Origin of the sequence: Chryseolinea serpens (genome assembly GCF_900129725.1) — a bacterium.
Taxonomy (GTDB): Bacteria; Bacteroidota; Bacteroidia; order Cytophagales; family Cyclobacteriaceae; genus Chryseolinea; species Chryseolinea serpens.
This window is the reverse complement of record NZ_FQWQ01000003.1, coordinates 744,336-767,500: the sequence shown is the minus strand read 5'-3', so window position 1 is coordinate 767,500 and position 23,165 is coordinate 744,336. Positions and strand designations below refer to the sequence as shown.

Annotated in this window: 12 protein-coding genes; 1 reads left to right on the top strand and 11 read right to left on the bottom strand. The window is 52.9% G+C overall.

Annotated features, from left to right (window positions below; translation table 11 throughout):
* Positions 1-112: 112 nt before the first annotated feature.
* The 11 genes from BUB30_RS23045 to BUB30_RS22995 form a co-directional block, all read right to left on the bottom strand.
* Positions 113-2,044 (bottom strand): T9SS type A sorting domain-containing protein, encoded by a 1,932-nt coding sequence (locus BUB30_RS23045; protein ID WP_143165045.1) that lies wholly within the window; start codon positions 2,042-2,044, stop codon positions 113-115.
* Between the two features lie 101 nt (positions 2,045-2,145).
* Entirely contained in the window at positions 2,146-3,195 is a 1,050-nt protein-coding gene (locus BUB30_RS23040) for an IPT/TIG domain-containing protein (RefSeq protein WP_073138644.1), read from the bottom strand.
* Between the two features lie 66 nt (positions 3,196-3,261).
* Positions 3,262-4,920 (bottom strand): RagB/SusD family nutrient uptake outer membrane protein, encoded by a 1,659-nt coding sequence (locus tag BUB30_RS23035; protein ID WP_084138320.1) that lies wholly within the window; start codon positions 4,918-4,920, stop codon positions 3,262-3,264.
* A gap of 39 nt (positions 4,921-4,959) precedes the next feature.
* Entirely contained in the window at positions 4,960-8,133 is a 3,174-nt protein-coding gene (locus BUB30_RS23030) for a SusC/RagA family TonB-linked outer membrane protein (RefSeq protein WP_073138638.1), read from the bottom strand.
* A 406-nt stretch (positions 8,134-8,539) separates the two neighbouring features.
* A complete protein-coding gene (locus BUB30_RS23025; protein ID WP_073138635.1) occupies positions 8,540-11,890 on the bottom strand; it encodes a VCBS repeat-containing protein in 3,351 nt (1,116 codons plus the stop codon).
* A gap of 276 nt (positions 11,891-12,166) precedes the next feature.
* Entirely contained in the window at positions 12,167-16,321 is a 4,155-nt protein-coding gene (locus BUB30_RS23020) for a hybrid sensor histidine kinase/response regulator transcription factor (protein WP_073138632.1), read from the bottom strand.
* 244 nt (positions 16,322-16,565) lie between these two features.
* Entirely contained in the window at positions 16,566-17,867 is a 1,302-nt protein-coding gene (locus BUB30_RS23015) for an MFS transporter (RefSeq protein ID WP_073138629.1), read from the bottom strand.
* Positions 17,868-17,891: 24 nt separating this feature from the next.
* Entirely contained in the window at positions 17,892-18,554 is a 663-nt protein-coding gene (locus BUB30_RS23010; protein WP_073138626.1) for a beta/alpha barrel domain-containing protein, read from the bottom strand.
* Positions 18,555-18,559: 5 nt separating this feature from the next.
* Positions 18,560-19,558, bottom strand: a complete 999-nt coding sequence (locus BUB30_RS23005) for a sugar kinase (protein WP_073138623.1) — start codon at positions 19,556-19,558, stop codon at positions 18,560-18,562.
* A gap of 94 nt (positions 19,559-19,652) precedes the next feature.
* A complete protein-coding gene (locus BUB30_RS23000; protein WP_073138621.1) occupies positions 19,653-20,696 on the bottom strand; it encodes an oxidoreductase in 1,044 nt (347 codons plus the stop codon).
* Positions 20,693-21,385 carry a bifunctional 4-hydroxy-2-oxoglutarate aldolase/2-dehydro-3-deoxy-phosphogluconate aldolase gene (locus BUB30_RS22995; RefSeq protein WP_073138618.1) on the bottom strand — a complete coding sequence of 231 codons (693 nt, stop codon included), beginning with the start codon at positions 21,383-21,385 and terminating at the stop codon, positions 20,693-20,695. Before BUB30_RS22995 ends, BUB30_RS23000 begins: the two co-directional genes overlap by 4 nt.
* A gap of 106 nt (positions 21,386-21,491) precedes the next feature.
* Between BUB30_RS22995 and BUB30_RS22990 the strand changes: the two genes are divergently transcribed.
* Positions 21,492-23,138, top strand: a complete 1,647-nt coding sequence (locus tag BUB30_RS22990; RefSeq protein WP_073138615.1) for a UxaA family hydrolase — start codon at positions 21,492-21,494, stop codon at positions 23,136-23,138.
* Positions 23,139-23,165 lie beyond the last annotated feature (27 nt).

The following is a 23,165-nucleotide window of genomic DNA, read 5'->3' as shown; positions in this document are numbered from 1 at the left end:
CCACATGCGAAGATCGAGGAAGCGCGTGCCTGCGGAATGACGAGGTTGTCGGAGAGCTCGGCAGTACTTCCTGCATATCCTGTCATCGGCCGTGATGTAAAGTAACGCTAAATTACTGTGTCATTAATTTATCCAGCAAAATCATTTTGGAGCCGGAGACCCGGATGAAATAGAGCCCCGCGGGAAGATGGGCGTGAAATTCCGCGGAGGTTTGGGATGGATCGATGGCTGCTCTGAAGGCGGTTTTGCCCGTGGTGTCCAACAGTTCCATCCTGTCGAATCCGGCGGTCGGGAAATCCAATCTGAAATTTTCCGTGGCGGGATTGGGATACACTTTCATTTTCTGGACCGGTTGTTCTTTTTCTACGGGGGTGACAATGTTCTCGCCATTCTCGACCAAGACATAAACCACTGACCTGGGGGGAGCGGTCACTTTTACGCCGCTTCCGACAAGCGCCGACCGGGCTTTGATACTTTCCACATTTGCCGGCCCACCGGACGACAGCGTGGGCCCCTGACCGTTGACCGAAACCTTTAGCGAGAATTCACCATTGTCGGTGCCGCCGGACAGCGTGTGGGTATAGAATCGATTGCCATAGCCAAAGTGCTGCAGGTTTACGCTTACGGTTTGTTCGGAAGTGCCTTTGTTCACAACGACCAACCCGACCTCTCCGGAATGAAACGTAGAAGCGTAGGCCACGACATCCGAACTGCCCGAGACGGACGCGCTCACCATGTTATCGCCAAAGTATTGTTGAAAGTAATACATGTAGAAATAGATCGGTCTTGGATTCCACTTCGGGATGCCTCCTGGCTCGTCTCCGTTGTTGAACATGCCATGGTCGTCGCCGTTGCTCCATCCATTGGCCAGGTCCCAACGGCTGGCCATGCCGTATTTGTTTTTTATCAGTTCACCCAACACCATGGTTGCGTGCACGCCGCTGATGTAGGACACCATTTGTTTGGAATGTACAGCAAAGATATTCCACTCCGTGAGCGCGATGGGTTTTATAGGTTGGCCTGCGTCGGATATGGTTTTCTTCAAAAAGCTCATGATGTCTGTGGGGACGGTCAACGCGGTGGCGAGAATGTCGGCGGCTTTCGAGTCGGTATCGTAGGGTGTGAAGTAGCTGTGGGCAATATAAAAATCCGGGGTTGATGTTGCGTTGGACAACACGCCCGTGTTCCAGTTCCGTTCGATATCACCCGACCAACTTGCGGGTGGTGCTTCGAACAACTGGGCACCAATGTGAATTTCCACACCGAGCTCTGTGGCCGCTTTGCGCATGGAGTCGGCAAATACTTTGAAGTGTTTGCCATAGGTCTCACCGGTCATGATCTCGGGCTGGCCGTCTTTGTTGTCTGCGGTCTTGATGCGGTAGCCGGCTTGCCATGTGCCGTAATTTTCGTTTCCAAGCTCCCAAAACTTTGTACGACCGTTGTCATAGCGCACCCAATCGGCGGCGAGGTGCGCGGCGGCAGCGACGGGATTTTCGGCGGTGCTGTAGCGCGCATAGCTGTAGTTCACCGTGATGATGCCGGTGCTTTTTGTTTGCTTCAGCATTTCATAATAGTTATCCAGCGACATCGTCCAGCTGTCAGCATTCTTCCCAAACCAATAGGGATTCGGGTCGCCGGTGGTGCCATCGGCATTGATGAGTGTCGGGGGGACATCGGCCGGAAGCTGTGACGCATTTTGGGCATTCCAGAAATAAACGCTGCTGAGATTCCCGCCAGGAAAGCGCAGCACATTTGGCGATAAGGTCTTGATGTAACCCAGCAACGTGGGCTGATCTACCATTTGTGTCATGTAGACGTTGGCGTTGTTTCCGTAGAGATATTTCGATACGGGCGCCACCACATTGGAGACATCAACCGACACGGTGGCGGTGGAAGGTTTTGAGGGTTTATCAAATTCTGCAAAGGACGGAATAACAGCATCCTTTGCGGTTGCATCGTCCAGGAAAAAACCTTGCGTATCCTGGGCCATGACCGGCAAGGACAGGAGGTTCACAAAAAGAAGAATAGCGTACAGTCTCTGCATGTAAATGAATGAGTTGTCGGCAAGGGATACCGGGGTAAAAAATCCGGTGGCACATCTTTGCGGACGTACCACCGGTATAAGATCAAAATGCTCTAAAAGGTTTACAATAATCCGATATCATCTATAAAGATCACGTAGGGTGCTCCGCCCTGATCCTGAAAAACAAATTCATTGATGGTCGACGGGCTGCCCAATTCCGTTAGCGGAATGGTATAGTCGGTCCACACGCCCTCCGTGATGGCCAATGACTTTTGTGTACCCACTACACCGTCGTTGTCTTTGATAAACAACATCACGTTCTTCCCGGTTGTACCGGCTCCTCCAAAGATCGACAACTTCACCGCGGTATAATTATTGACCAACACAAACGTGTTTGACGGGTGCGATTGAGAACCACCCCAGGCGCCATCGTAGGTGATCTTCATGGATTTGTCGCCGCGCTTGGCTTGCTGCGTGCTCGTCCAATCGGTGGTGCTGCTCCATCCACCCCATTTCTGCCAGGTGGCCACGAGGTCCTCGTCGTAGATCACGAATTTGAAACCAAAGGCCGATGTTGACTTCACCGTGCCTGCCGAAGTGGTCACGTACAAGTAGGCGGATGTCACACCGTCGGGAACTTTCACTTCGATCTCTTTTCCGCTGGCAGAGACGACCTCCGCTTCAGCATCATCGAACTTGACGCTTTGCAGGTTTTCAAAGAACTCGCCTTCGATGGTCACGATGCCGCCGGCGCCGATAAAGGCAGGATCAAAACTGGTGATCTTCGGTCCGGGTTGCTGGATCACGAAGGGTAGCTCGGCTTGCCCGAATTCAGTAACCACCCTGATCTTGTTGGGCACATCGGCAAACGGTGCGTTGTCGGGAATGCGGATGATGATGTTGTCGTTGCGCACCAGCGTGACGTTCAGCGGCGCCAGCGATTCGTTGAAATAGACTTCGCGGGTTGTCGCCAGGTTGTTACCGTAGATCACATAGGTGGTCCCTCTCTTTCCGCTTTGCGTGGTGGAGTCTTTTGCCACCAAACTCACACGCTCCAGGGCCGGGGTGCCACCGGGCTCGTCGTCGTTACACGACACAAACAACGAAGCCGCACCGATCAACAGGCCCATGGCCGTCAATACTTTTCGTGTTATTTTCTTCTGTATATCCATAAGATTATTTTTTATGCTGTGGCAAGGCCTTTCATTTTCTCAGGCCTCGCCCAGCGCTTTTGTCGATCAGTTAAAAACATAAGGAACGGGTGTCTTCGACAGGTTGGGAGCCCGCAACACTTCGGTGGAGGGAAGTGGGATCTTAAAGTTGCCGTCGTCGACCGGGAAGGTCCGGGTTTGATCGTCGGGATCCGGTGCGATCGTCCACTTTGTTGGGTCGGGGGTTTTATCCGGTGTGATGCGATAGAAGCCCCGGTCTTGTGTGCTGAGGATGTCGTATGCCTTTTGCGGATTGTAATAGTGCAGGCGGACGAAATCATACCAGAGTTGTCCTTCCATGGCGAACTCCAGGTGGCGTTCGTCGAAGATATCCTGCCACGTGATGACGCCCTTGGTCGCAACGTTCGCGCGAAGGCGGACGCGGTTATAGTATTTCAAGGCTTCCCCGTCGGAGGTTGATGCCGCATCACCCAATATTGCTTCCGCATAGATCAGGTATACTTCGGCAAGACGCAGCATGTAGGTGCCGTTCTCCGTGTGTTGCTGAGAAACTTTTCCGTCGTTGTCCTCGGGACGGCCTACGACATATTTCTTCACCCAAGCACGGCTGTTGTAGCCACTGCCTCCGAGTGGAACGCGCAGCTCCTGGGTTATCGGATTGCCGGTGTTCGGATCAATCACCTGTTGGTGTATGTAGGTGTAGTGATCGCCCGGGAACATAAAGGTTGCTTTGCGTCGCGCGTCGGGTGTGTTGCCGTTGTCGATCAAACCGTCATACTTGTTCAACATATATAAAGAGGCACCGATATCGCCACCCCATCCATCGGCAAAGCCGGTGATGCTGGAACCGAAGGCAAGAAAAGCCTGCACGCTGTTCTGCGAACCCCAATCTGCACCATTGTACACCCACTGCAGGGCGAACAAGGTTTCTTGATTGTTATTGTTCTTGGTCTTGAACAGTTCTTCATAGTCTGTCATCAACGTAGCACCGCTGTTCTCGATCACGTCTTTTGCCAGGATGCGGGCGCTGTCCAGGAACACGGCATCGCGTGTTATGCTTTTACCCACGCCGGCGCGGGTCAGGTAAACTTTGGCCAGCATGCCTTCGGCGGAATATTTTGTAAGTCTTCCTTTCATGATGGGCGTCGCAGGAAGGTGGGTTGTTCCATAGCGAATGTCGCGGGTGATGAATTCCCAGATAGACGGCACGGTATTGCGCGTGATCGTCGTGTCCTGAAGCAACGCAGTGTTGTCGGTGATGATGGGCACCTCACCCCAGTTCTGCACCAGGAACATGTAGGCCATGCCGCGCATAAAGCGGGCTTCAGCGATGGCGTGTTCTACGATGTTCTGAGGCACATCTTCTCCCGCATATTTGCGCAGGTTGCTGATGAGGGTGTTGGATTGCCCTACGATGTTGTAGAAAGCACGCCATGCACTCAAATTCTCCGCCGTAACACTGGTGGTTTTGAATTCCACGTTCTCCAATTGATAAGAGCCCGACGTGAGCACGCCGCCTCTTCCATCGCCGATACCGTGCGATGCTTTGTCGTTGTAGGCGAACCACACCACGCCATACAACGGTCCACTACCCGCCAATACCTGTTCGGGTGTTTTGTAGAAGTTTACGTCGAGGATCGTGTCCTGCGGCGGCTGGTCCAGAAAGTCGCTGCTGCAGCCGGCAAACAGTCCAACCAAAAGCAGGACAGCGAGGTACGTTTTCATATGTTTTAAAGTTTTCATTGCTCTTGCTTTTTTTGTGACTTAAAAATCAACGGCCAGGTTGAAGGTATACACCGGTGTCATCGGGTACCGTCCAAAGTCCACACCGATGGATTGATTCGTGGATTGCGAATCGCGCCCCACATAGGCGCCCACTTCCGGATCATAGCCTTTGTACTTGGTGAACGTATACAGGTTTTGCACACCCACGGCTAATCGCACGCCCTGAACGACGTTTTGTTTTCCAATCAGTGTCTTGGGAATGCTGTAGCCAAGTGTGATGTTCTTGATGCGGATGTAGGATCCATCCTCTACAAACTTGTCCGTAAAGCGCAAGCCATTGCCGTTCACGTCGGGTGTTACAATGCGGGGGATGTCAGTACCCGGATTGGTCAGGTGCGCTTCCGAACCGTCACCTTCCACGCGGGCATAGTTGAAAGTTTCCGCCATCAAATTTCTACCCAGGTTGATGTTGTTGGGATTCGTGTTGCTGAACCGGAGGAAGTTGTAAATGTCGTTGCCATAGGAGGCTGTCAACAATATATTCAAATCAAAGCCCATGTACGTAAAGGTGTTGGTAAACCCGAAGGTTGCTTTAGGCCAGGGGTTACCAATGTTGGTGATGTCCTTTTCGTCGATCTTGTTGTCGCCGTTCAGGTCTTTGTATTTGATGTCGCCCACCCAAACTCCACCGGGCGCTACATCCTGGCGATCGCCATTGACCTTGACGGGGATGGCGCTGTTGTTGATCTGGTCTACGGATTGAAAAATGCCGTCATACAAATATCCGCGGAACAACCAGGGTGCCTGGCCCACGGCCGAACGTTGTGTCCAGTTATTGCCGGAGCCTGTGTCGCCGATGAACCAGGCGGTGTGATCAATAAAAGCATTGTCGGAATAGAGCTCCGTCATCTTCGTCTTGAATCCCGACACGTTGAAATTGCTTCGCCAGCTAAATCCATTCCGGTCGATATTCACGGTATTCAAGGTGAAACCCCAACCTCTGTTCTCCAGAGAACCGACGTTCACCTGAGGCGGGGAAATCGCTCCCTCGGCGCTTACTCCCATATAATCGGGAAGCGGACTCGTCATCAACAGGTTGCTGGTTTTCTTTACATAGAAATCACCTTCCAATTGAATGCGGTTCTGGAACAGGTTCAGGTTGAAGCCAATGTTGTTTGTATGCGTCTCTTCCCACTGCAGCGCAGCGTTTGGATAGCGAGACAACGGGAAGCCTGTGCCCCAAGGGGTAGACACACTGGCCAGGGGCCCATAATACGATGTACTTCCCTGGTTACCCGTTATACCCGTCTCGACTCTCAATTTTAATTCATTGATAAACGACACGTTTTGCATGAAAGGCTCCTGTGTAACTCTCCAGGCAGCGGACACCGAAGGGAAGTATCCCCATTTGTTGTCGGGGCCAAAATTGACCGAGCCATCGGCGCGGATCGAACCTTGCACGATGTACTTGTCATTGAAAGTATAGTTTAATCGTCCGAAGTATGATTCCATCGCCCAGGGTGACTGTCCACCCGAAGTCGTTGCGCCTTGTGTGTTGCCCACGTTCAAGTCGGGTACGCTGTTGGTCACGAAGCCTTTCTTGGATCCACTCACATTTTCCCAATGCGATTCCTGCGATTCGTGGCTGGCCATCACCCCAATATCATGTTTCCCAATGCGCGTATTGTATTGGAGCATTTGGTTCCAGTTCCAATACGTATTGTCGCTGGCGCCGGAAGTGAGGCTGGCCACGTCATTCGTTTTGTCGCCTAGCCGGTAAGTGGGTATGAAATAGTCGGTGCGGTTGAACCCGAGGTTTCCGTTGAGGGAGGTTCGGAAAACCAAACCCTTCAACAAGGTCACATCCACATTTACACCACCCAAAACCTGAAATTTCTTTTGTTTGTTCTGGATCAGGCTGGAGATTGCCACCGGGTTGAGGGGCGTGAACTGCACGCTGCTCCCGTTGGTGCCGTTGGCACCACCCCATGTTCCGTCAGGGTTTTTTACCGGGATGTTCGGTGCCAGTTGAAGGGCGTTGAGAATGGTGTTCTCCTGCGTGGCCGTGATTTTTTCCTTGGTTTGGTTCACGTTCAGGTTTGCACCGATCTTTAACCATTTACGCGTCTGGTTGTCGACATTGAGGCGAATGCTGGAACGTGCAAAGCTCGACCCGAGCGCTACGCCTTCCTGATCGAAATGTTCACCGGACAAATAGAATGTCGTTTTTTCACTTCCTCCACTAAGGCTTAATTGGTGTTTGGCGAGTGGTGCGGTCTTGAAAAGCGCATCTTGCCAATTGGTGCCCGGTCCCAACAACGCAGGATTGGCAAATTCCGGCGGCGGTGTGCCCCCGGTGATCGCGCGGATCTGGTTTGTCATTTCTGCAAACTGCGGCAGTGTCATCACCGGCAGGTTCTTCGGTTTCTCCTGCAAGCTATAAGTGAAACCATAGTTCACTTTCATTTCACCGGCCTTACCGCGCTTCGTGCTGATAAGCACCACGCCGTTCGTTCCCCGTGATCCATAGATGGCCGTGGCCGAAGGACCCTGAAGAATTTCAATGTTGGAAATATCCGAGGGGTTGATCCCTGCCAAAACGTTGGAAGAACTGGTGGCACCATAGCTGAGCGTCGATGGCTGGATCTGCACGCCGTCCACCACATACAGCGGCTCGTTCGATCCGGTGATGGTGTTCACGCCGCGGATGTTCACGGAGATACCACCGCCGGGCTGGCCGGTGTTCTGCGTCACATACACCCCTGCGGCCCGGCCTTGGATGGCCTGCTCGATGGTGGTGTTGATGGTCTTCGCAATTTGCTCGGACCCCACAGACGTTTGGGCTCCCGAAAGATCGGTGCGTTTCATTTCACCGTATCCGACCACCACCACTTCCTGGAGGGTGGATACATCTTCGCGCATGTCGGCATCGATGCGGGTTTGGTTGCCCACCCGGATCTCCTGCGATCTGTAGCCGATGAAGGAAATGACGAGCACATCTTCATCGCTTGCCTCCAGGGTATAGTTTCCGTCAATGGTGGTCGTGGTCCCATTGCCGGTGCCCTTGATGAGCACGTTCACACCGGGCATAGGACTGCCCGCGGGGTCCTTGATTGTTCCCGTGACGATGTGCTGGCCATAGGCGGCCACACTCGTCAGCAGCAACAAAAACACGGAAGCCCTTTTGAAAAAGCTTCGGTAGACTTCTTTCATAATCATAGATTTGGTTTAGTGGATAGAGTATAGTTGTTTGGGTAAACCACGTTCGTTCGGAACCGCGCCTGCCGGGAGGGTTGCCGGAAGGAAGCTGTTTCTATCAGCCAGCCTCCCCGGCAACGCCCGAATCATACCTAACCCAGGTACCGTTCTTTAGCAGACCAATCGTTGGATTTCTTTCGATTTCACAAACGATTGAAATTCGTCATGACAAATTTGGACTGGAAAGGCGCGGAGGAGGGTATGGAAATGTTGCGGATTACTTCCCGTGGCGTTAACCGGGGGGATGAAATGTTTCAGGAGACAGGGCAATTTGTTAACGCCGCGCGAAGAAAAGCCCGGAGCGGGCGAAAAAAAGGCGTTCAGGAGTCATCCTAAACCTGCTTTCAGTGCCTATCTAAAATCAGTGCTTGTCGGTCTGGGATGAGTCGGCGTCTACCGTACCCAGGAGGATTTGCGTGCCTAAATGGAGTTTATAGACTTGGGGAAAATCGTTGTTCACTCCGACCACCAGGGTTTTGTCATCTACAAGAATCATGCGACGAGCGTCGCCACGAACGGAAAGGCCGGTCGTGAGACTCAGGGGATCAGCCAACCTGAATTTGCCCTTGCCATCGCCCAACATCACCGTACCGAAATTTCCAGTAGCCTTACCGAAGCGTGAGCGAGCGGCGGAAATGTTGCCCGTTGCCACGATGTCGGCATGGTCGTCGCCGTTAACATCGAACACCGACAACGCCATCACCGGCGAGAACTGCAATTGAACCGGCAAGGGATAGGCCTTAAAGCCCGTGCCGTCATTTCTAAACCAGGTGGTTTGGAACGTGAAGGCCTGTAGCATGTGCCCCTTCTTTAGGTCCTCGGGCGTGAGCATGGTTTGCAACGTGGCCTGGGTGTAAGACGCATAGTCCGGAAATTTTTTCTTGAAGGAAGGTAGTTGGTCGGTCAGTTCATCGCGCGTGGGCATGGGATAGGACTTGTCGCCGATAAAATAGCTCATCAACGGGTCGATGGATCCGTTGTTATCTATATCGGCAGCAAAAAGCGTTACGGGTCTTTCGGGTGTTGCCTTGAATTGGTTGTTCATTCCAAAATTGCCGACCACAAGGTCTTTGTCGCCGTCGCCATCGAGGTCTTCGGCAACCATACAGCTCCACCAGCCCTCCGTGTTCTTATCTATATAGCCCTTCGATTGGTCTTCCAGCTTTCCTTTTTTGTTCAGGAATACTTTCACCGGCATCCACTCGCCCACCACGATCAAGTCGGGCCATTCATCGAGATCGATCTGCATCCATAACGCGTCGGTTACCATGCCGGGCCGCAGCAGCTCTGGGGCTATGGCCTGGGTCTGTTCCGTAAAATTCCCTTTGCCGTCGTTCAATAATATATAACTACGCGGCGCCTCGGGATATCGGCCGGGAATTATTCTTCCACCCACAAACAGGTCGAGGTCACCGTCGCGGTCGAGGTCCGCCGGTCGTACGCACGAACCGCTGCTGATCAACGCCGGCAATGCCACGGCGCTAAAATTTCCTTTGCCATCGTTTCGATACAAGTGATCGGCCAACGCCACATCGAGGGTGTCGTACTCATATCCGCCGCTCACCACATAGAGGTCCTGGTCGCCATCTTTATCCATGTCGAAGAACACGGCGTCTGTTTTTTCAGAGGTATCGTCCTTCCAGGCTTGTGCTTTCTCTGTGAACGTTCCGTCGCGGTGCTGTATAAAAAGCGCACTGCGTTGACCCTTCGCACCGCCGATGAACACATCGGCCAGGCCGTCTTTGTTTACGTCGGCGGAAGTCAATGCTGGTCCTTCCGTTGAATACATGCGCGGCAGCAGGGGTTGCACTTTAAAATCGATGAACGCATTTTCTTTGTGACGGAAGGGAAGCGCGCGCTCAACTTTCCCGAACCACGGTGGCGTTGCATTTCTCAATCTTCCGCCTTTGTTGATGGCTTCGGTTTGCTTCAATACCAATACTTGATCTGCGGCCACATTCTTTATTATTTGGGATTCACCACCCGGCCATTGGACCCAGAGCCAATCGATTTTCTGTTCTTTTCCCAATCCAAAAAACAAAGCAGGCTCCATCGACGATTGAAAACCTCTGTAGGGGCATAACGAGCGTGTCATCGACTGCCCACCCACGCTGATGTGCACCGTCCCACCTAACCCTGCGGTGTTGCCGTCATTTCCTTTTAAGCGTACGGTGAGGTAATGATTTTGTTTTTTATTGGCCGCGTCGTTGCGGTAGATGCCGGCAGTTTCATCGAGGTTATTCATCACCAGGTCCAAATCGCCGTCGTTGTCGAGATCGGCATAAGCGGTCCCATTGGTCAGATTTTTTGGTGCAAAGCCCCAGGTGTCGCTGACATCCTCAAATTGGATCCCGTTCGTGTTATGGAACATGTAGTTGTGCTCCTTGCTGGAAGGCATTTTGTTGAGCACATCCTGCAGGGTGGCATCGCGTTGGCCTTTCTGCGCTTTCAGGGCCAGGTCGATCTTGTAGCGAAGAAAATCGTTGCTGGTGAAATTGCGTTTGAAGCCATTGGACACAAACAGATCCTGCCACCCGTCGTTGTCATAGTCGGCGATGAGGGCCGACCAACTCCAGTCGGTGTTGGAGATGCCGGCCAGTTGCCCGATCTCGGAAAACGTACCGTCACCGTTGTTGAGGTGCAGCATGTTGCGCATGTACTGGTGGTGCCGTCCGCTCTTCACCATGGCGGCATATACATCGTAGCGATCGGGCCAAAAGAATTCTTTTTGACGTTGATTGTTGTCGGGAAGCATGTCCAGCGTGACCAGGTCGAGGCGACCGTCGTTGTTCACGTCGGCCATGTCCACACCCATGGAGAATTGCGACATGTGGGTGAGCAGGCTGTCGCTGACTTCGTTGAAGAACCGTCCGCGGTCGTTCAGAAGCACGTTGTCCTTTTCGGTGTAGTCGTTGGACGTGTAGAGATCGGGCCAGCCATCGGCGTTCAGGTCCCCATACGCCATGCCCAGTCCATAGTTGGAAGCCGGACCATAAATCCCCATGGCATCGCTCACGTCGACAAACTTTTGGTTGTCGTTCCGGAATAGCTTGTTCCCCACATAGGGCACGCGTGTCGTCTTGTAGCGCTGCGTGATGTCGTATGAATTGGAGATGGTGAGGCGCGAGTGATTGAGGAGAAACATGTCGAGGTCACCATCGCGATCATAGTCCAGGAAGGCGGCCTGGGTAGAATAGGAATTATCGTCTAACCCGAAGTCTTTGGCCTTGTTGGTAAAGGTGAGGTTCTGGTTATTGATGTACAGTGCATTTTGCCGGAGCATTTCGTGTTGCGGGCCGGATCGGCATACGTAAATATCCAGGTATCCGTCGGCGTTGATGTCCACCATGGCCACGCCGGTCTTCCAGCCGCTTTTGGCTCCCACGCCGGCTTTCTCGGTAATGTCTTCGAACGTGAAGTTCCCTTTGTTGAGGTAGAGTTTGTTCTCGCCTTGATTGGATGAGAAATACAGGTCGACATAGCCATCGTTGTTGATATCACCTGCCGCTACGCCGCCGCCGTTGTAAAAGTACTCGTAAGCGAGAATGTGCTGCCCCTGGTCTTCATGGTTGAGGTTGGCGAATGACACACCGGTTTGTCCGGGCTCCAGCTTCTGAAAAAGGGGACTTGGGGTTTCGGATGCAGGCTTGCTGCAGGAAAGCAAACCAAAGAGGGCCGCGGCAAGGACGATGGGGATACGCATGCTGGTCATGAAGCGGTACGCCTGGCCACTAGTTTACGATCGCATAGGCCATGGCGGAAGCAATAAATATATAGAGAATAATCTCGAGGACGAGCATGAAGCGGGAAAGTTTCTTCTTGTGACGGTCGGCCGGCATGATGGTAGCTGCGGTGTAATTTTCTTCAAAGCTACACGCTGGCCAAGCCCCGCACGGTTGTCAAATCGTAACAATATGGGTTTGAAATGTTGCGTGATCCAGAATTTCACAGCACAGAACGTTAACCCGTAGGGTTGCAAATGTTAAGTCTATCCTGCCGCGGGCGCTGGACCATTCTTTTTTGTGGCCACATACGCTGACGGGAGCATCCCAAACTCGTCCTTGAAATACTTGGCAAAATACTTCGGGCTGTTGAAACCCACTTTATAGGCCACCTCCGAAATGGTGAGCTGACTTTTCTCCAGCAGCTGCGCCGACCGTTGCAGGCGAATGGTGCGGATAAACTCCAACGGAGCTTTCCCGGTGAGGGCCAGCAGCTTCTTGTACAGGTGCACCCGGCTCATCCCAAGCTCGCGGCTCAGGTCTTCTACGGAAAAGTCGGCGTTCTCCAACTGATCCTCCACGGCCTTGATGGCATTCTTGATCAGTTTCTCGTCCAGGGAAGTGATGTTGATGTCGGTGGCCTTGACCTCGATCTGTTTGCGAAACTCCTTGTGGAACATTTCGCGCTGATGGATCAGGTTGCGGATGCGCGACTGCAGGATCTCGAAGTTAAAGGGCTTCGTCACATAGTCGTCGGCGCCAATCTCGAAGCCTTCCATTTTTTGTTCTTCGTTGGTGCGGGCCGTCAACAACACCACGGGGGTGTGCGAAACGGAGGGATCGTTTTTGATCTTCTTGCACAGTTCGATCCCGTTCATTACCGGCATCATCACGTCGCTCACCACCAGGTCGGGAAGGTGCTGCACAACTTTCTCCCAGCCTTCGCTGCCGTTCCGGGCCTCCAGGATCTGGTATTGTCCTTTCAAGTTGTCTTTCAGATAGAAACGAAAGTCCTCATTGTCCTCCACTAACAGCAACACGGGCTTTTTGAGTTGAGATGATTGGTTATCGTGGGTCGTCCACGCCGCCACTTGGTTCAGGTTGGTCTCTTCCCATTGGGGCAACGGATCCGGTACGCTTTCGGTCGATAGTTCGACAACCGGGATCCTCACCGTAAAACAGCTTCCCTCGTTGGGCGCGCTCTCTACCGTAATGGATCCGTTATGCGCTTTCACAAATTCCCGGGTGATCGACAGGCCGATGCCGCTCCCCTGGTTCACCATCGTGCGGGGCAGATCGTTTTGAAAAAAGCGCTCGAATATTTTTTCGTGTTTTTCGGCCGGCACACCGATGCCGGTGTCTTTCACTTTTATTTCCATCCATTTTTCGTCATCCTGCACGCGAACGGCCATGGCCACATCCACGTGGCCACCCTCGGGTGTAAATTTGAACGCGTTCGACAAAAGATTGAACAGGATCTTCTCCAGCTTGTCCTTGTCAAAGACGGTCTCCAGGGAAGGCACGGCCGTATGAAAGGCAAGCCCGATATTTTTCTTTTCCGACAGATCGGAAAACGAAAGTGTCGCTTCTTTTACAAACGCCACGATGTCGCCTTCGGAACTGTTCAGCTTCACCTCCTGCACCTCCATGCGGCGAAAATCGAGCAACTGATTCACCAGGTTGAGCAGGCGGCGGGCATTGCGATGGATGAGTTGAAATTGTCCGCGTTGTTCGTCGTCTTTGGTAACCTTCAACAAGCGCTCGAGCGGGGTTAGGATGAGCGTGAGCGGTGTGCGGAATTCGTGGCTCACGTTGGTGAAGAATTTTATCTTCATCATGTCCAGCTCATGAAGCTGTTGCGCCTCCTGCCGTTCTTTTTCGATCCGGTATTTCATGCGCTCGCGTTCCAGGATGAGCTGTCGTGAAAGCAACAACGCGCCGAGGATGATAAACACATAAAGGACAAAGGCCGTCTTTGTTTTCCAGAACGGCGGCAGGATGACGATCTTGAGCCGCGCCGCCTTTTCATTCCAAACTCCTTCGTTGTTGGATGCCGTCACCAGAAACGTGTAGTCGCCCGGATCCAGGTTGGTGTAGGTCACTTTGCGCTGTGTGCCGTCGGTGGTGAGCCAGTCTTTGCTGAAGCCTTCGAGCTTGTATTTGTATTGGCTTTTCTGGGGATGAAAATAGTTGAGGGCCACAAATTCGAGGGAGAATACGTTGTCGTTGTGGGGCAATGTGATCGTTTCGGTCTCGCCGATGGAACGCTCCAGGATCACTTGCTTGTGAAGGATCTCCCCGATCTTCACGCTCTTGTTGAAGATCTGCAAGTCGGTGAGGATCACCTTGGGAATGTTTTTATTGACCCCGATCTCGTCCGGCCGGAAAAGATTGAAGCCGTTCGATCCCCCGAAAACAAGTTCGCCCCGTGGGGTCTCCCCTACGGCGTTGTCGTTGAATTGCCGGCCTTGCAATCCATCCGATTCATCATAGTTCTTGCAGGAAACTTTAATCGCATGCGTAGTCGAATCATAGTCTATGATAACATTGGAAAGTCCATGGGGTGTGCTCACCCACAAATTCCGCTGGTTGTCCTCCACCAGCGTAAGAATGGAATTGTGGGGCAAGCCGTCCTCTTCGGTAAAGTGCTTGAACGTTTTGGTGCGGGCATCGAAAACATTGAGCCCGCCGTGTGTTCCAGCCCAAACCAGCCCGCGGCTGTCTTGCAGCAAGAAAAGCACACTGTTGTTGCTCAGGCTGCGGGGATCCTTCGGGTCGTTGAGATAGTGCGCTATTTTGCCGGTGGATTTTTCCATGACGTCTATCCCATACCCCGTGCCCACCCATAAATTGCCCTCCACGTCCTCCATCAACGACGGGACGTAGGTGGAGTGAACGGAATTTTCGCCGATCGGGTAATGATGGAATTGCGGGGTTTGTTGATCAAACCGCTCGAGTCCCTGGTTCAATGTACCGATCCACAACTGATGTTGCCGGTCTTCCAGGATCTCCCACACATTGTCGTCGGCAAGGCTCGACGGATTGTCGGGGTCATGTTGGTAGCGGGTGAACTTCACACCGTCGAACATATTGAGACCGCCGAAATAGGTGCCGATCCATAATTTTTTGTCGTGTCCCATCCGCAGACTTACAATCACATTGTTGCTGATGCTTTGCGGGTTGCTGGGGTTATGAAGGTATTGCGTGAACTTGTTTTTTTCACGATCAAAAAAGATGAGGCCCCCTCCGTTGGTGCCGATCCACAAATTGCCTCTCTCATCGCTCACAAATGCGTTGATGTCATCAAAGGGTAAACTCGTCGTGCCGGGAGCATGGCGGTAGAGGTTGAAACGGATAATGTTTTCGTGGTAGTAGTCCACGCCCTGTTTAAACGTGCCAATCCAGATGATCCCTTCATAATCCTTGTACATCGTGTTGATGCTGTTCTGGCTCAGGCTCTTTTCGTCGGAGGGGTCGTTGAAGAGATAGGTCACCTGCTGCGCTTTCTTATGGATCAGGTTGATGCCCCCATGATCCGTCGCTACCCAGATCACGCCTTTGTTGTCTTGCACGATGCCCCGCACGATGCTGGTCTTTAGCCGCAGCGGCGATGAACGGTCGTCGATGTGAACAAAGGTTCTCCCTCCGTTGGAAAATTGAAAAATTCCCCGGTTGCTGTCGGACATAAAAATCCAGGCATCGCCATCGGTGTCTACGGTAATCACATATTTTTGATCCTCACTTTTCAGCAGGTTGCGCAACGCTGCGCTGCGCCAGGTAACAGCGCCTGTCTTTAGATCTGCCTTTTCCACGATGCCATTCTTATGCACGAGCCAGAGATTTCCATATGCATCGTCGGCCAGCGACACGATGTGATTGGTGGCGATCGAAGTGGTGTCGGCTTCTTTGTGAAAGAGCGGCATCAGGGTTTGGGTGGCCGGCTGGAATTTGAAAAGTCCTAAAGTGTTGTGCACAAACCAGAAATTCCCCTGGCGGTCTTTGCGGATGTCGTTGATCGTGCCCGCGGGGATGCCAAAGCGTTCGAGATACACGCGGGGATCGTGATAAAAAGTTTCGGTTGCCGGGTCGTACACGTCGATGCCGGTCCAGGTCGAGATCCAGATCCGGCCATCGGGATCCTCGAACATTTTGTTGATGTCGCTGTTGCGGATGGAGGTGGTGTCGCCGGCCGTGTTGCGAAAGACTTTGATGGTATAGCCGTCGTAGCGGTTCAAACCTGAAAGGGTCCCAAACCAAACAAAACCGCGGCTGTCTTTGAGAAAGCATTTGATCTGGTTGTGGGATAAGCCCTGGTTCACATTGACGTGCGAAAACTTGTATTGCTCTGTTTGCGCACAAATCTCCTCAAAATCGCATACGAGGATCGACAGGATCAGGAACAGGTGTAGTCTCTTCTTCACAGGTGGAAGAAAAGTAGGAAAAATCTTTCGGATAATCACGCGCTTGTTTCCCGAGGGCTATCGCGTGATGTTGGGATGGCCAATAAAAGCTGGCTTTGGATGATCTCGCAACGATTTTATCCGCAAATGCAACATCCCTCCGGTCAACCCATAACCCAAATTCAAAGTAGCGTTCGAATGAAAATAAAAAAGGCTGTCACCTCTTTTTCGTGACAGCCCTTTCAACGCGTTTACCGAACGCGCCTCATATTTCTACACGCCGCATTTTCGGCACCAGGAAATGCATGATGGCCCAGGCCAGCAGGTAGGCCGACCCGCAGATGATAAACATAATATAGTAGGCCGCTTCGATGTTGCCGATCGCTCTATAATGCACGAATAAATCTTTCTGTACAAAAAGGCTGAAGGCAATTCCACCCAGACCGCCAAACATACCACCGATGCCGGTAACCGAGCCTACCGCCTTTTTGGGGAACATGTCCGACACCGTTGTAAAAATATTGGCGCTCCACGCCTGGTGCGCGGAGGTTGCAATGCCGATCACGATCACCGCCAGCCACATATTGACCTGTCCGGCAATCTGTGCAAACACGATGGGAATGACCAGGAAAGCATAGATGAGCATCGACGTCTTCCGCGCTTTGAACGCCGGCCACCCTTTTTGGATGAAGTTGAGCGGAAGCCAGCCTCCCCAGACGCTGCCGAACGTAGAGATCACATACACCATGGCCACCGGCAACGACAATTGGGTCCCCTTCAATCCATACTCGCTGGTGAGAAAATCGGGGAGCCAGAAAAGATAGAACCACCAGATGGGATCGGTCAGAAATTTCCCCAACACGAAAGCCCACGTCTGGCGAAACCCGAGCAACCTGAACCAGGAAACTTTTTCGGTCGACGACGCTGCATTGTCCTCTACATCGCTGTGAATGTATTCGAATTCTTCCTTGGAGAGTTTTTTATGTTTCGACGGCACGTCGTAGACAACGATCCACAACACCAGCCAGATGAAACCAAACGAGCCCGTGATGATAAAGGCCCACTGCCATCCCCATTCTTCAATAATAAAAGGAACACTGAGGGGCGCAATAATGGCACCGATATTGGTCCCGGAATTGAAGATGCCCGTGGCCAATGCGCGTTCTTTTTTCGGGAACCATTCTGCCGTGGTTTTGATGGCCGCAGGAAAATTTCCAGATTCCGTAGCGCCCAGGGCGCCGCGCGCTAAAACAAATCCCAACGTGCTGCCAGCGAACGCGTGGCCAATAGCCGCCAAACTCCACAAGCCGGTAGCCAGGAGATAACCCAGTTTCGTTCCCAGTTTGTCCATCAACCTCCCCGCGCCCAGCATGCCTAACGCATACATCAATTTGAAAGCGATCTCGGTGTTGGTATAATCGCCGTCGTTCCAATGAAACTCCGATGACAGTTCGGTTTTCATGAGGCTGATCACCGAACGATCGAGATAGTTCACCGTCGTGGCAAAGAACACCAGGGCGCAGATGGTCCAGCGGTAGTTGCCTTCGGGTTTGGACAGGTTTTGCACAATAAAATGTTTAGGGAAAGAAGTTTATTTTCGGATCGCCTTCACCAGGCGCAAGGTCTCCTCCACACGTTGTTTCAACAAAGGCCAATTCCGTTGTTGAAGTATATCTTTTGTAAACAATTGAGAACCCATCCCCACGCATACCGCGCCTGCCTTGAACCACGAAGAAAGACTCGCCTCGGTGGGTTCAACGCCACCCGTGATCATGAGCTGCAGATCCGGTACAACGGGCATGATAGACGACACAAAGTTGGGACCTAAGACCGAACCCGGGAAAAGTTTTATGATCTCGGCGCCCAGTTGCTTCGCGTTCACGATTTCCGTCGGCGTGGCACAGCCCGGAATCCACAACATGTCGTGGGCATGGCAGACTTCGGCCATCTCGGGTTTCATGATGGGCGAAATGATGAAGTGTGCCCCGGCGTCGATGAAACGTTTCGTCATGGGTCCGTCCATCACCGTGCCAATGCCGAGCATGAGATCGGGGTATTTTTCGCGGGCACTGAGCAAGTGCGAAAATACTTCAAAAGAATTTTTACGCCGGTTGGTAAACTCGAACACGCGAACGCCGCCGGCATAGGATGCTTCGAGTACCTCCTGTGCGTCTTTGGGATCGTCGTGTGTGAACAACGGGACCATGCCCGATGCTTTTATGGTGTCTACTATCTGTTGTTTGCTGAATGTCATGATCGTTATCGTAAAAGTTTTCCAATATTTTCACCCTTCACCAACGTCTCCACCTCTTCGACGGAGGCCAGGTTCACGTCGCCCTCCATGCTGTGTTTGAGCGCCGTGGCGGCTGCGGCAAACTCCACCGTTTGCTCATCGGTCTTGCCGGTGAGCCAGCCATAGATAAGGCCGGCCATAAAGGCATCGCCTCCGCCCACGCGGTCAACGATGTGTGTGAGCGCATAGGTTTTCGAAGTGCTCAACGTCTTGCCATTCCAGATCACCGCCGACACGTTGTTGTGCGATGAGCTGACCGACTCCCGGTAGGTGCATGACACCTTTTGGATGTTGGGGTATTGTTTCATCGCGTGGTGACTGACTTCTTCAAACGTCTTGCCGCTCACACCGATGCAGTTCTCAAAATCGGTGATGCCGGCCACGATGCGGTCGGTGAGTTGAATGAGGTCGGGCATTATATCGCGGGCGGTCTTGCCGTATTGCCACAAATTGCGCCGGTAGTTGATGTCGCCGGAGATCATCACGCCGTGTTTACGCGCCGACACCAGGGCCTCGTGACACACCGTGGCGGCACCTTGCGAGATGGCCGGTGTGATGCCGGTCCAGTGAAACCAGGCGGCGTCTTTCATGATGCTATCCCAGTCCACGCTGCCGGGAGCAATGTGCGCAAAGGCGGAGTCAAAGCGGTCGTAGATGATACGCGACGAGCGCTGCATGGCGCCGTTCTCCAGGAAATAGAGACCCATCCGTTCGTCGCCATAAAGGATGTGGCGCGTATCCACGCCGTTGCGTTGCAGGCTTTGGGTGGCCGCTATGCCCAGGTCATTGCTGGGAAAGCGCGTGACGTGGGCGGCTTCAAATCCAAAATTGCGCAGCGACACGGCCACGTTCGCCTCCGAACCGGCATACAACACCTGAAAACTTCCGGCCTGCGTGAACCGGGCAAACCCCGGCGCAGAAAGCCGCATCATGATCTCTCCAAAAGTGACAATCTTCTTCTTCATCGTTACTATATTACACCGCTTCAGTGAAGGAGGCGCCTCTCTTTGCTTGCCGAAGCTTTAGCGAAGGTGAGGCGGTTTAAATTCTTTTTTTACGCTAAGCCGATACCGCCTTATTCAACTTGCTGCTCTCATAACACAATTCAATCAACCGGATCACATCCCGCGACTCCTCCGGCTTCACCGCTACTGCCTTCCCTTCCCGTATGGCTTCATACACATTCTGGTAGAATCCCAGGTAGTTCCCCGGCACGGTCTCCACAGCCCCCTCCACATGGAGCGACCCAATGCTAGTGTTCAGCGTCCCCCACCATTCCTTCGTCTCTATAGCCCATGACGTAGATTTCGGGCTCTTACCCTCTTTCAAAGCCTGTTCTTGCAGATCAATTCCATATTTCACAAACGAACCGTCCACTCCGTGCACAATATAGCGGGGCCCCGGCTCGCGCACGAGGTAGCTGGATTTCACAATGGCATGAAAACCATCATACTGCAGGCGTATATCATAATAATCGTCCACTTTTCCACCCGGGCGCTGTGTGCCGATGCGGGCGTCGACGGTCTTGGGCATTCCGAACATCAACAGCACCTGGTCCAGCATGTGTGACCCCAGGTTATAAAGAATTCCCTTTCCGATGCCGGCCTCTTCTTTCCAGGTGTTGGGCTCGATGTAGTTGCGGAAGCGGTCATAATGCATCTCGATCTCCACGATCTTTCCCACAAGTTTGTTATCGATGACGCGCTTCAGGGTGAGAAAATCTCCATCCCATCTCCGGCTTTGAAAAACGGTGAGGGTCTTGCCCACCTTTTTTGCCAGGGCGATCAGGCTGTCGGCTTCTGCCGTGGTGACGGTGAAGGGTTTCTCCACGATCACGTGCTTGCCCGCTTCCAGGGCCTTGGCAGCATAGGGTTGGTGTGTATCATTGGGTGTATTCACCACGACCAGTTCGATGCTCTTGTCGTTGATCACCTCGTCCAACTGGCGTACGATCTTCACGTTGGGGTACAGGTCCTTGGCACGCGAGGAACTGCGTTGGAGGACGGTGGTGAGGTTAAATCCGGAATGGGCGTTTATTAAAGGGGCATGAAAAACTTCTCCTGACATGCCAAAGGAGAGGAGCGCTGTGTTGATGGGAGTCATTTGAGGATATTCAGGGGTTTTACCGTGGCCTGAATTTTACGAATACTTTTCAATAATGCTAAAAGATTGTGTTCAATGGCTTTCCAGTTTTTTTCCGCGATCAGGTCCTTCGTGAAAAGCAGGGCGTTCAATTTCACGGCCATCGCCCCGGACTCGAACCATTTCATCAACTCGGCATCGCGCAGGTCGGCTATGCCCGACGGTATAAATTGCAGGTCGGTGAACTGCCGCGCCACGGTGGCGACAAAGTCAGGACCGAGCACGTTGCCGGGCGATACGTTGATGACTTGTGCGCCCAATGCTTTTGCTTTTTCTATTTCGGGTGCTGCTGAACATCCGGGCATCCAGAGGATGTCGTGACGTTGACACACTTCGCCCATGTCGGGGCGCAGAAAAGGTGAGGCTATAAAACTGGCACCGGAGTGAATGTAGCGTTCCGTCATGGTGGCGTCCAGCACCGTGCCCACGCCGAGCATCAGGCCGGGAAACTTATCGAGGCGTTCCACGAGGTATTCGAAATAGCGCAGACCCTTGTTGTCGCGTTGGTGCATGAACTCGAAAGCGCGAATGCCACAGGCATAGCTCACCGACACACTGCGGAGCAACATGTCCACATCGTGGTGAAAGTAGACTGGGATGAGGCCGGTTGCCTTTATATTGATAATCGCGTCTTTCTTGCTTACTGACATTCTGGTATAGATATTTATGCAGGATTCGTCCAAATAAAATTTTCCTGTATTAAAATTTTAGATTTATCACTTGCAATCGATTGCGCAAGATAGTTTTTTTACCAGTATGTCAAACACGTTTTTAAAGATTCACCCGGCCGACAATGTGTTCGTCGCCTTGACCGACCTCAAAGCCGGAGAAAAAATTTCTTATGAAGGCAAATCGCTCGTGCTGAAAGACGACGTGAATGCCAAACATAAATTTGCCGAGAACGATCTGGCGCCCGAGGACGAAGTGTTCATGTATGGCACCGTCGTGGGCAAAGCCACACAGCCCATCAAACAGGGCGGTGTTATCGGCACACACAATCTCAAACACAAAGCCGCGCCGTATTCCGGAAGGACGAAGACCTATCAATGGACGCCGCCGGATGTTTCGGCATTCAAGAGCAAGACCTTTATGGGCTTTCATCGCGCCGACGGCCAGGTGGGCACCGCCAACTATTGGCTTGTGATTCCCCTGGTCTTTTGTGAAAACCGGAATGTGGAAATGATCCGTCAGGCCTTCCAGGACGAACTGGGGTTCACCAAACCGGATGTTTATAAGCACTATGTCCACGAGCTGGTCAATCTCTATCGCGAGGGCAAAACCGAAAAGCTCGGCGATGTGCGTTTTCAGCCGGCCACGGAAGTGCCCTCGAAACGCGTGTTCAAAAACATCGACGGTATCAAAGTGCTTACCCACCAGGGCGGCTGTGGCGGCACACGCCAGGATGCACAAACCTTGTGTGCGCTGTTGGCCGGCTACATCCACAACCCCAACGTGGCCGGGGCGACCATCCTAAGCCTGGGCTGTCAGAACGCAGAAATAAAAACGATCCAGGAAAGACTGGCCGCGCTCGACCCGAAAAGTTTGAAGCCCGTGATCATCCTGGACCAGCAACAATCCGGCACCGAGCAGGAATTGCTGAGCCAGGCCATCCAAAAAACATTCCTGGCCCTCATCGAAGCCGACAAGACCGAGCGCAAGCCCGCACCCCTTAATAAACTCGTGGTCGGCCTCAAGTGCGGCGGCTCCGACGGCTTCTCCGGCATTTCCGCCAACCCGGCGATCGGCCACACCTCCGATTTGCTGGTAGCTTTAGGAGGGAGCACCATCCTTTCCGAATTCCCGGAACTTTGCGGTGTGGAGCAGGAACTCATCAACCGCTGCGAGGAAGACGAAGCCGGCAACCGGTTCATCCAATTGATGCGCACCTATTCCGATGCCGCCGAAGCGGTAGGCTCCGGCTTTGACATGAACCCCTCACCGGGCAACATCAAGGACGGCCTCATTACGGACGCCATCAAGTCGGCCGGCGCTGCCAAAAAAGGTGGTACCGCGCCCGTTGCCGATGTGCTGCCCTACGCCACCTACATCCGAAAGCCCGGCCTAAACCTGCTGTGCACGCCCGGCAACGACGTGGAGAGCACCACCGGCACCACCGGCTCCGGCGCACAGATCATTTTGTTTACCACCGGCCTCGGCACCCCCACGGGCAACCCCGTGTCGCAGGTAATCAAACTTTCCACAAACACCCGGCTGGCACAAAAGATGCCCGACATCATCGACTTCAACACCGGCCAGATCATTTCGGGGGAGAAGACCATCGAGCAGGTCGGCGAAGAGATCCTCGACTTCATCATCGAGGTGGCCAGCGGCCGGACCACAGCAAAGTCCGTCGCCCTGAACCAGGATGATTTTATTCCCTGGAAACGCGGCGTTTCATTGTGACCATCCCTATCCACAAATTTCAGTCTT

Bases quoted from the DNA above. Each gene is read 5' to 3' on its own strand.
- BUB30_RS22995 (WP_073138618.1), bottom strand. From the start codon at position 21,385: ATGTCAGTAAGCAAGAAAGACGCGATTATCAATATAAAGGCAACCGGC.
- BUB30_RS23025 (WP_073138635.1), bottom strand. From the start codon at position 11,890: ATGACCAGCATGCGTATCCCCATCGTCCTTGCCGCGGCCCTCTTTGGT.
- BUB30_RS23010 (WP_073138626.1), bottom strand. From the start codon at position 18,554: ATGACATTCAGCAAACAACAGATAGTAGACACCATAAAAGCATCGGGC.
- BUB30_RS23005 (WP_073138623.1), bottom strand. From the start codon at position 19,558: ATGAAGAAGAAGATTGTCACTTTTGGAGAGATCATGATGCGGCTTTCT.
- BUB30_RS23045 (WP_143165045.1), bottom strand. From the start codon at position 2,044: ATGCAGAGACTGTACGCTATTCTTCTTTTTGTGAACCTCCTGTCCTTG.
- BUB30_RS23040 (WP_073138644.1), bottom strand. From the start codon at position 3,195: ATGGATATACAGAAGAAAATAACACGAAAAGTATTGACGGCCATGGGC.
- BUB30_RS23000 (WP_073138621.1), bottom strand. From the start codon at position 20,696: ATGACTCCCATCAACACAGCGCTCCTCTCCTTTGGCATGTCAGGAGAA.
- BUB30_RS22990 (WP_073138615.1), top strand. From the start codon at position 21,492: ATGTCAAACACGTTTTTAAAGATTCACCCGGCCGACAATGTGTTCGTC.
- BUB30_RS23035 (WP_084138320.1), bottom strand. From the start codon at position 4,920: ATGAAAACGTACCTCGCTGTCCTGCTTTTGGTTGGACTGTTTGCCGGC.
- BUB30_RS23030 (WP_073138638.1), bottom strand. From the start codon at position 8,133: ATGAAAGAAGTCTACCGAAGCTTTTTCAAAAGGGCTTCCGTGTTTTTG.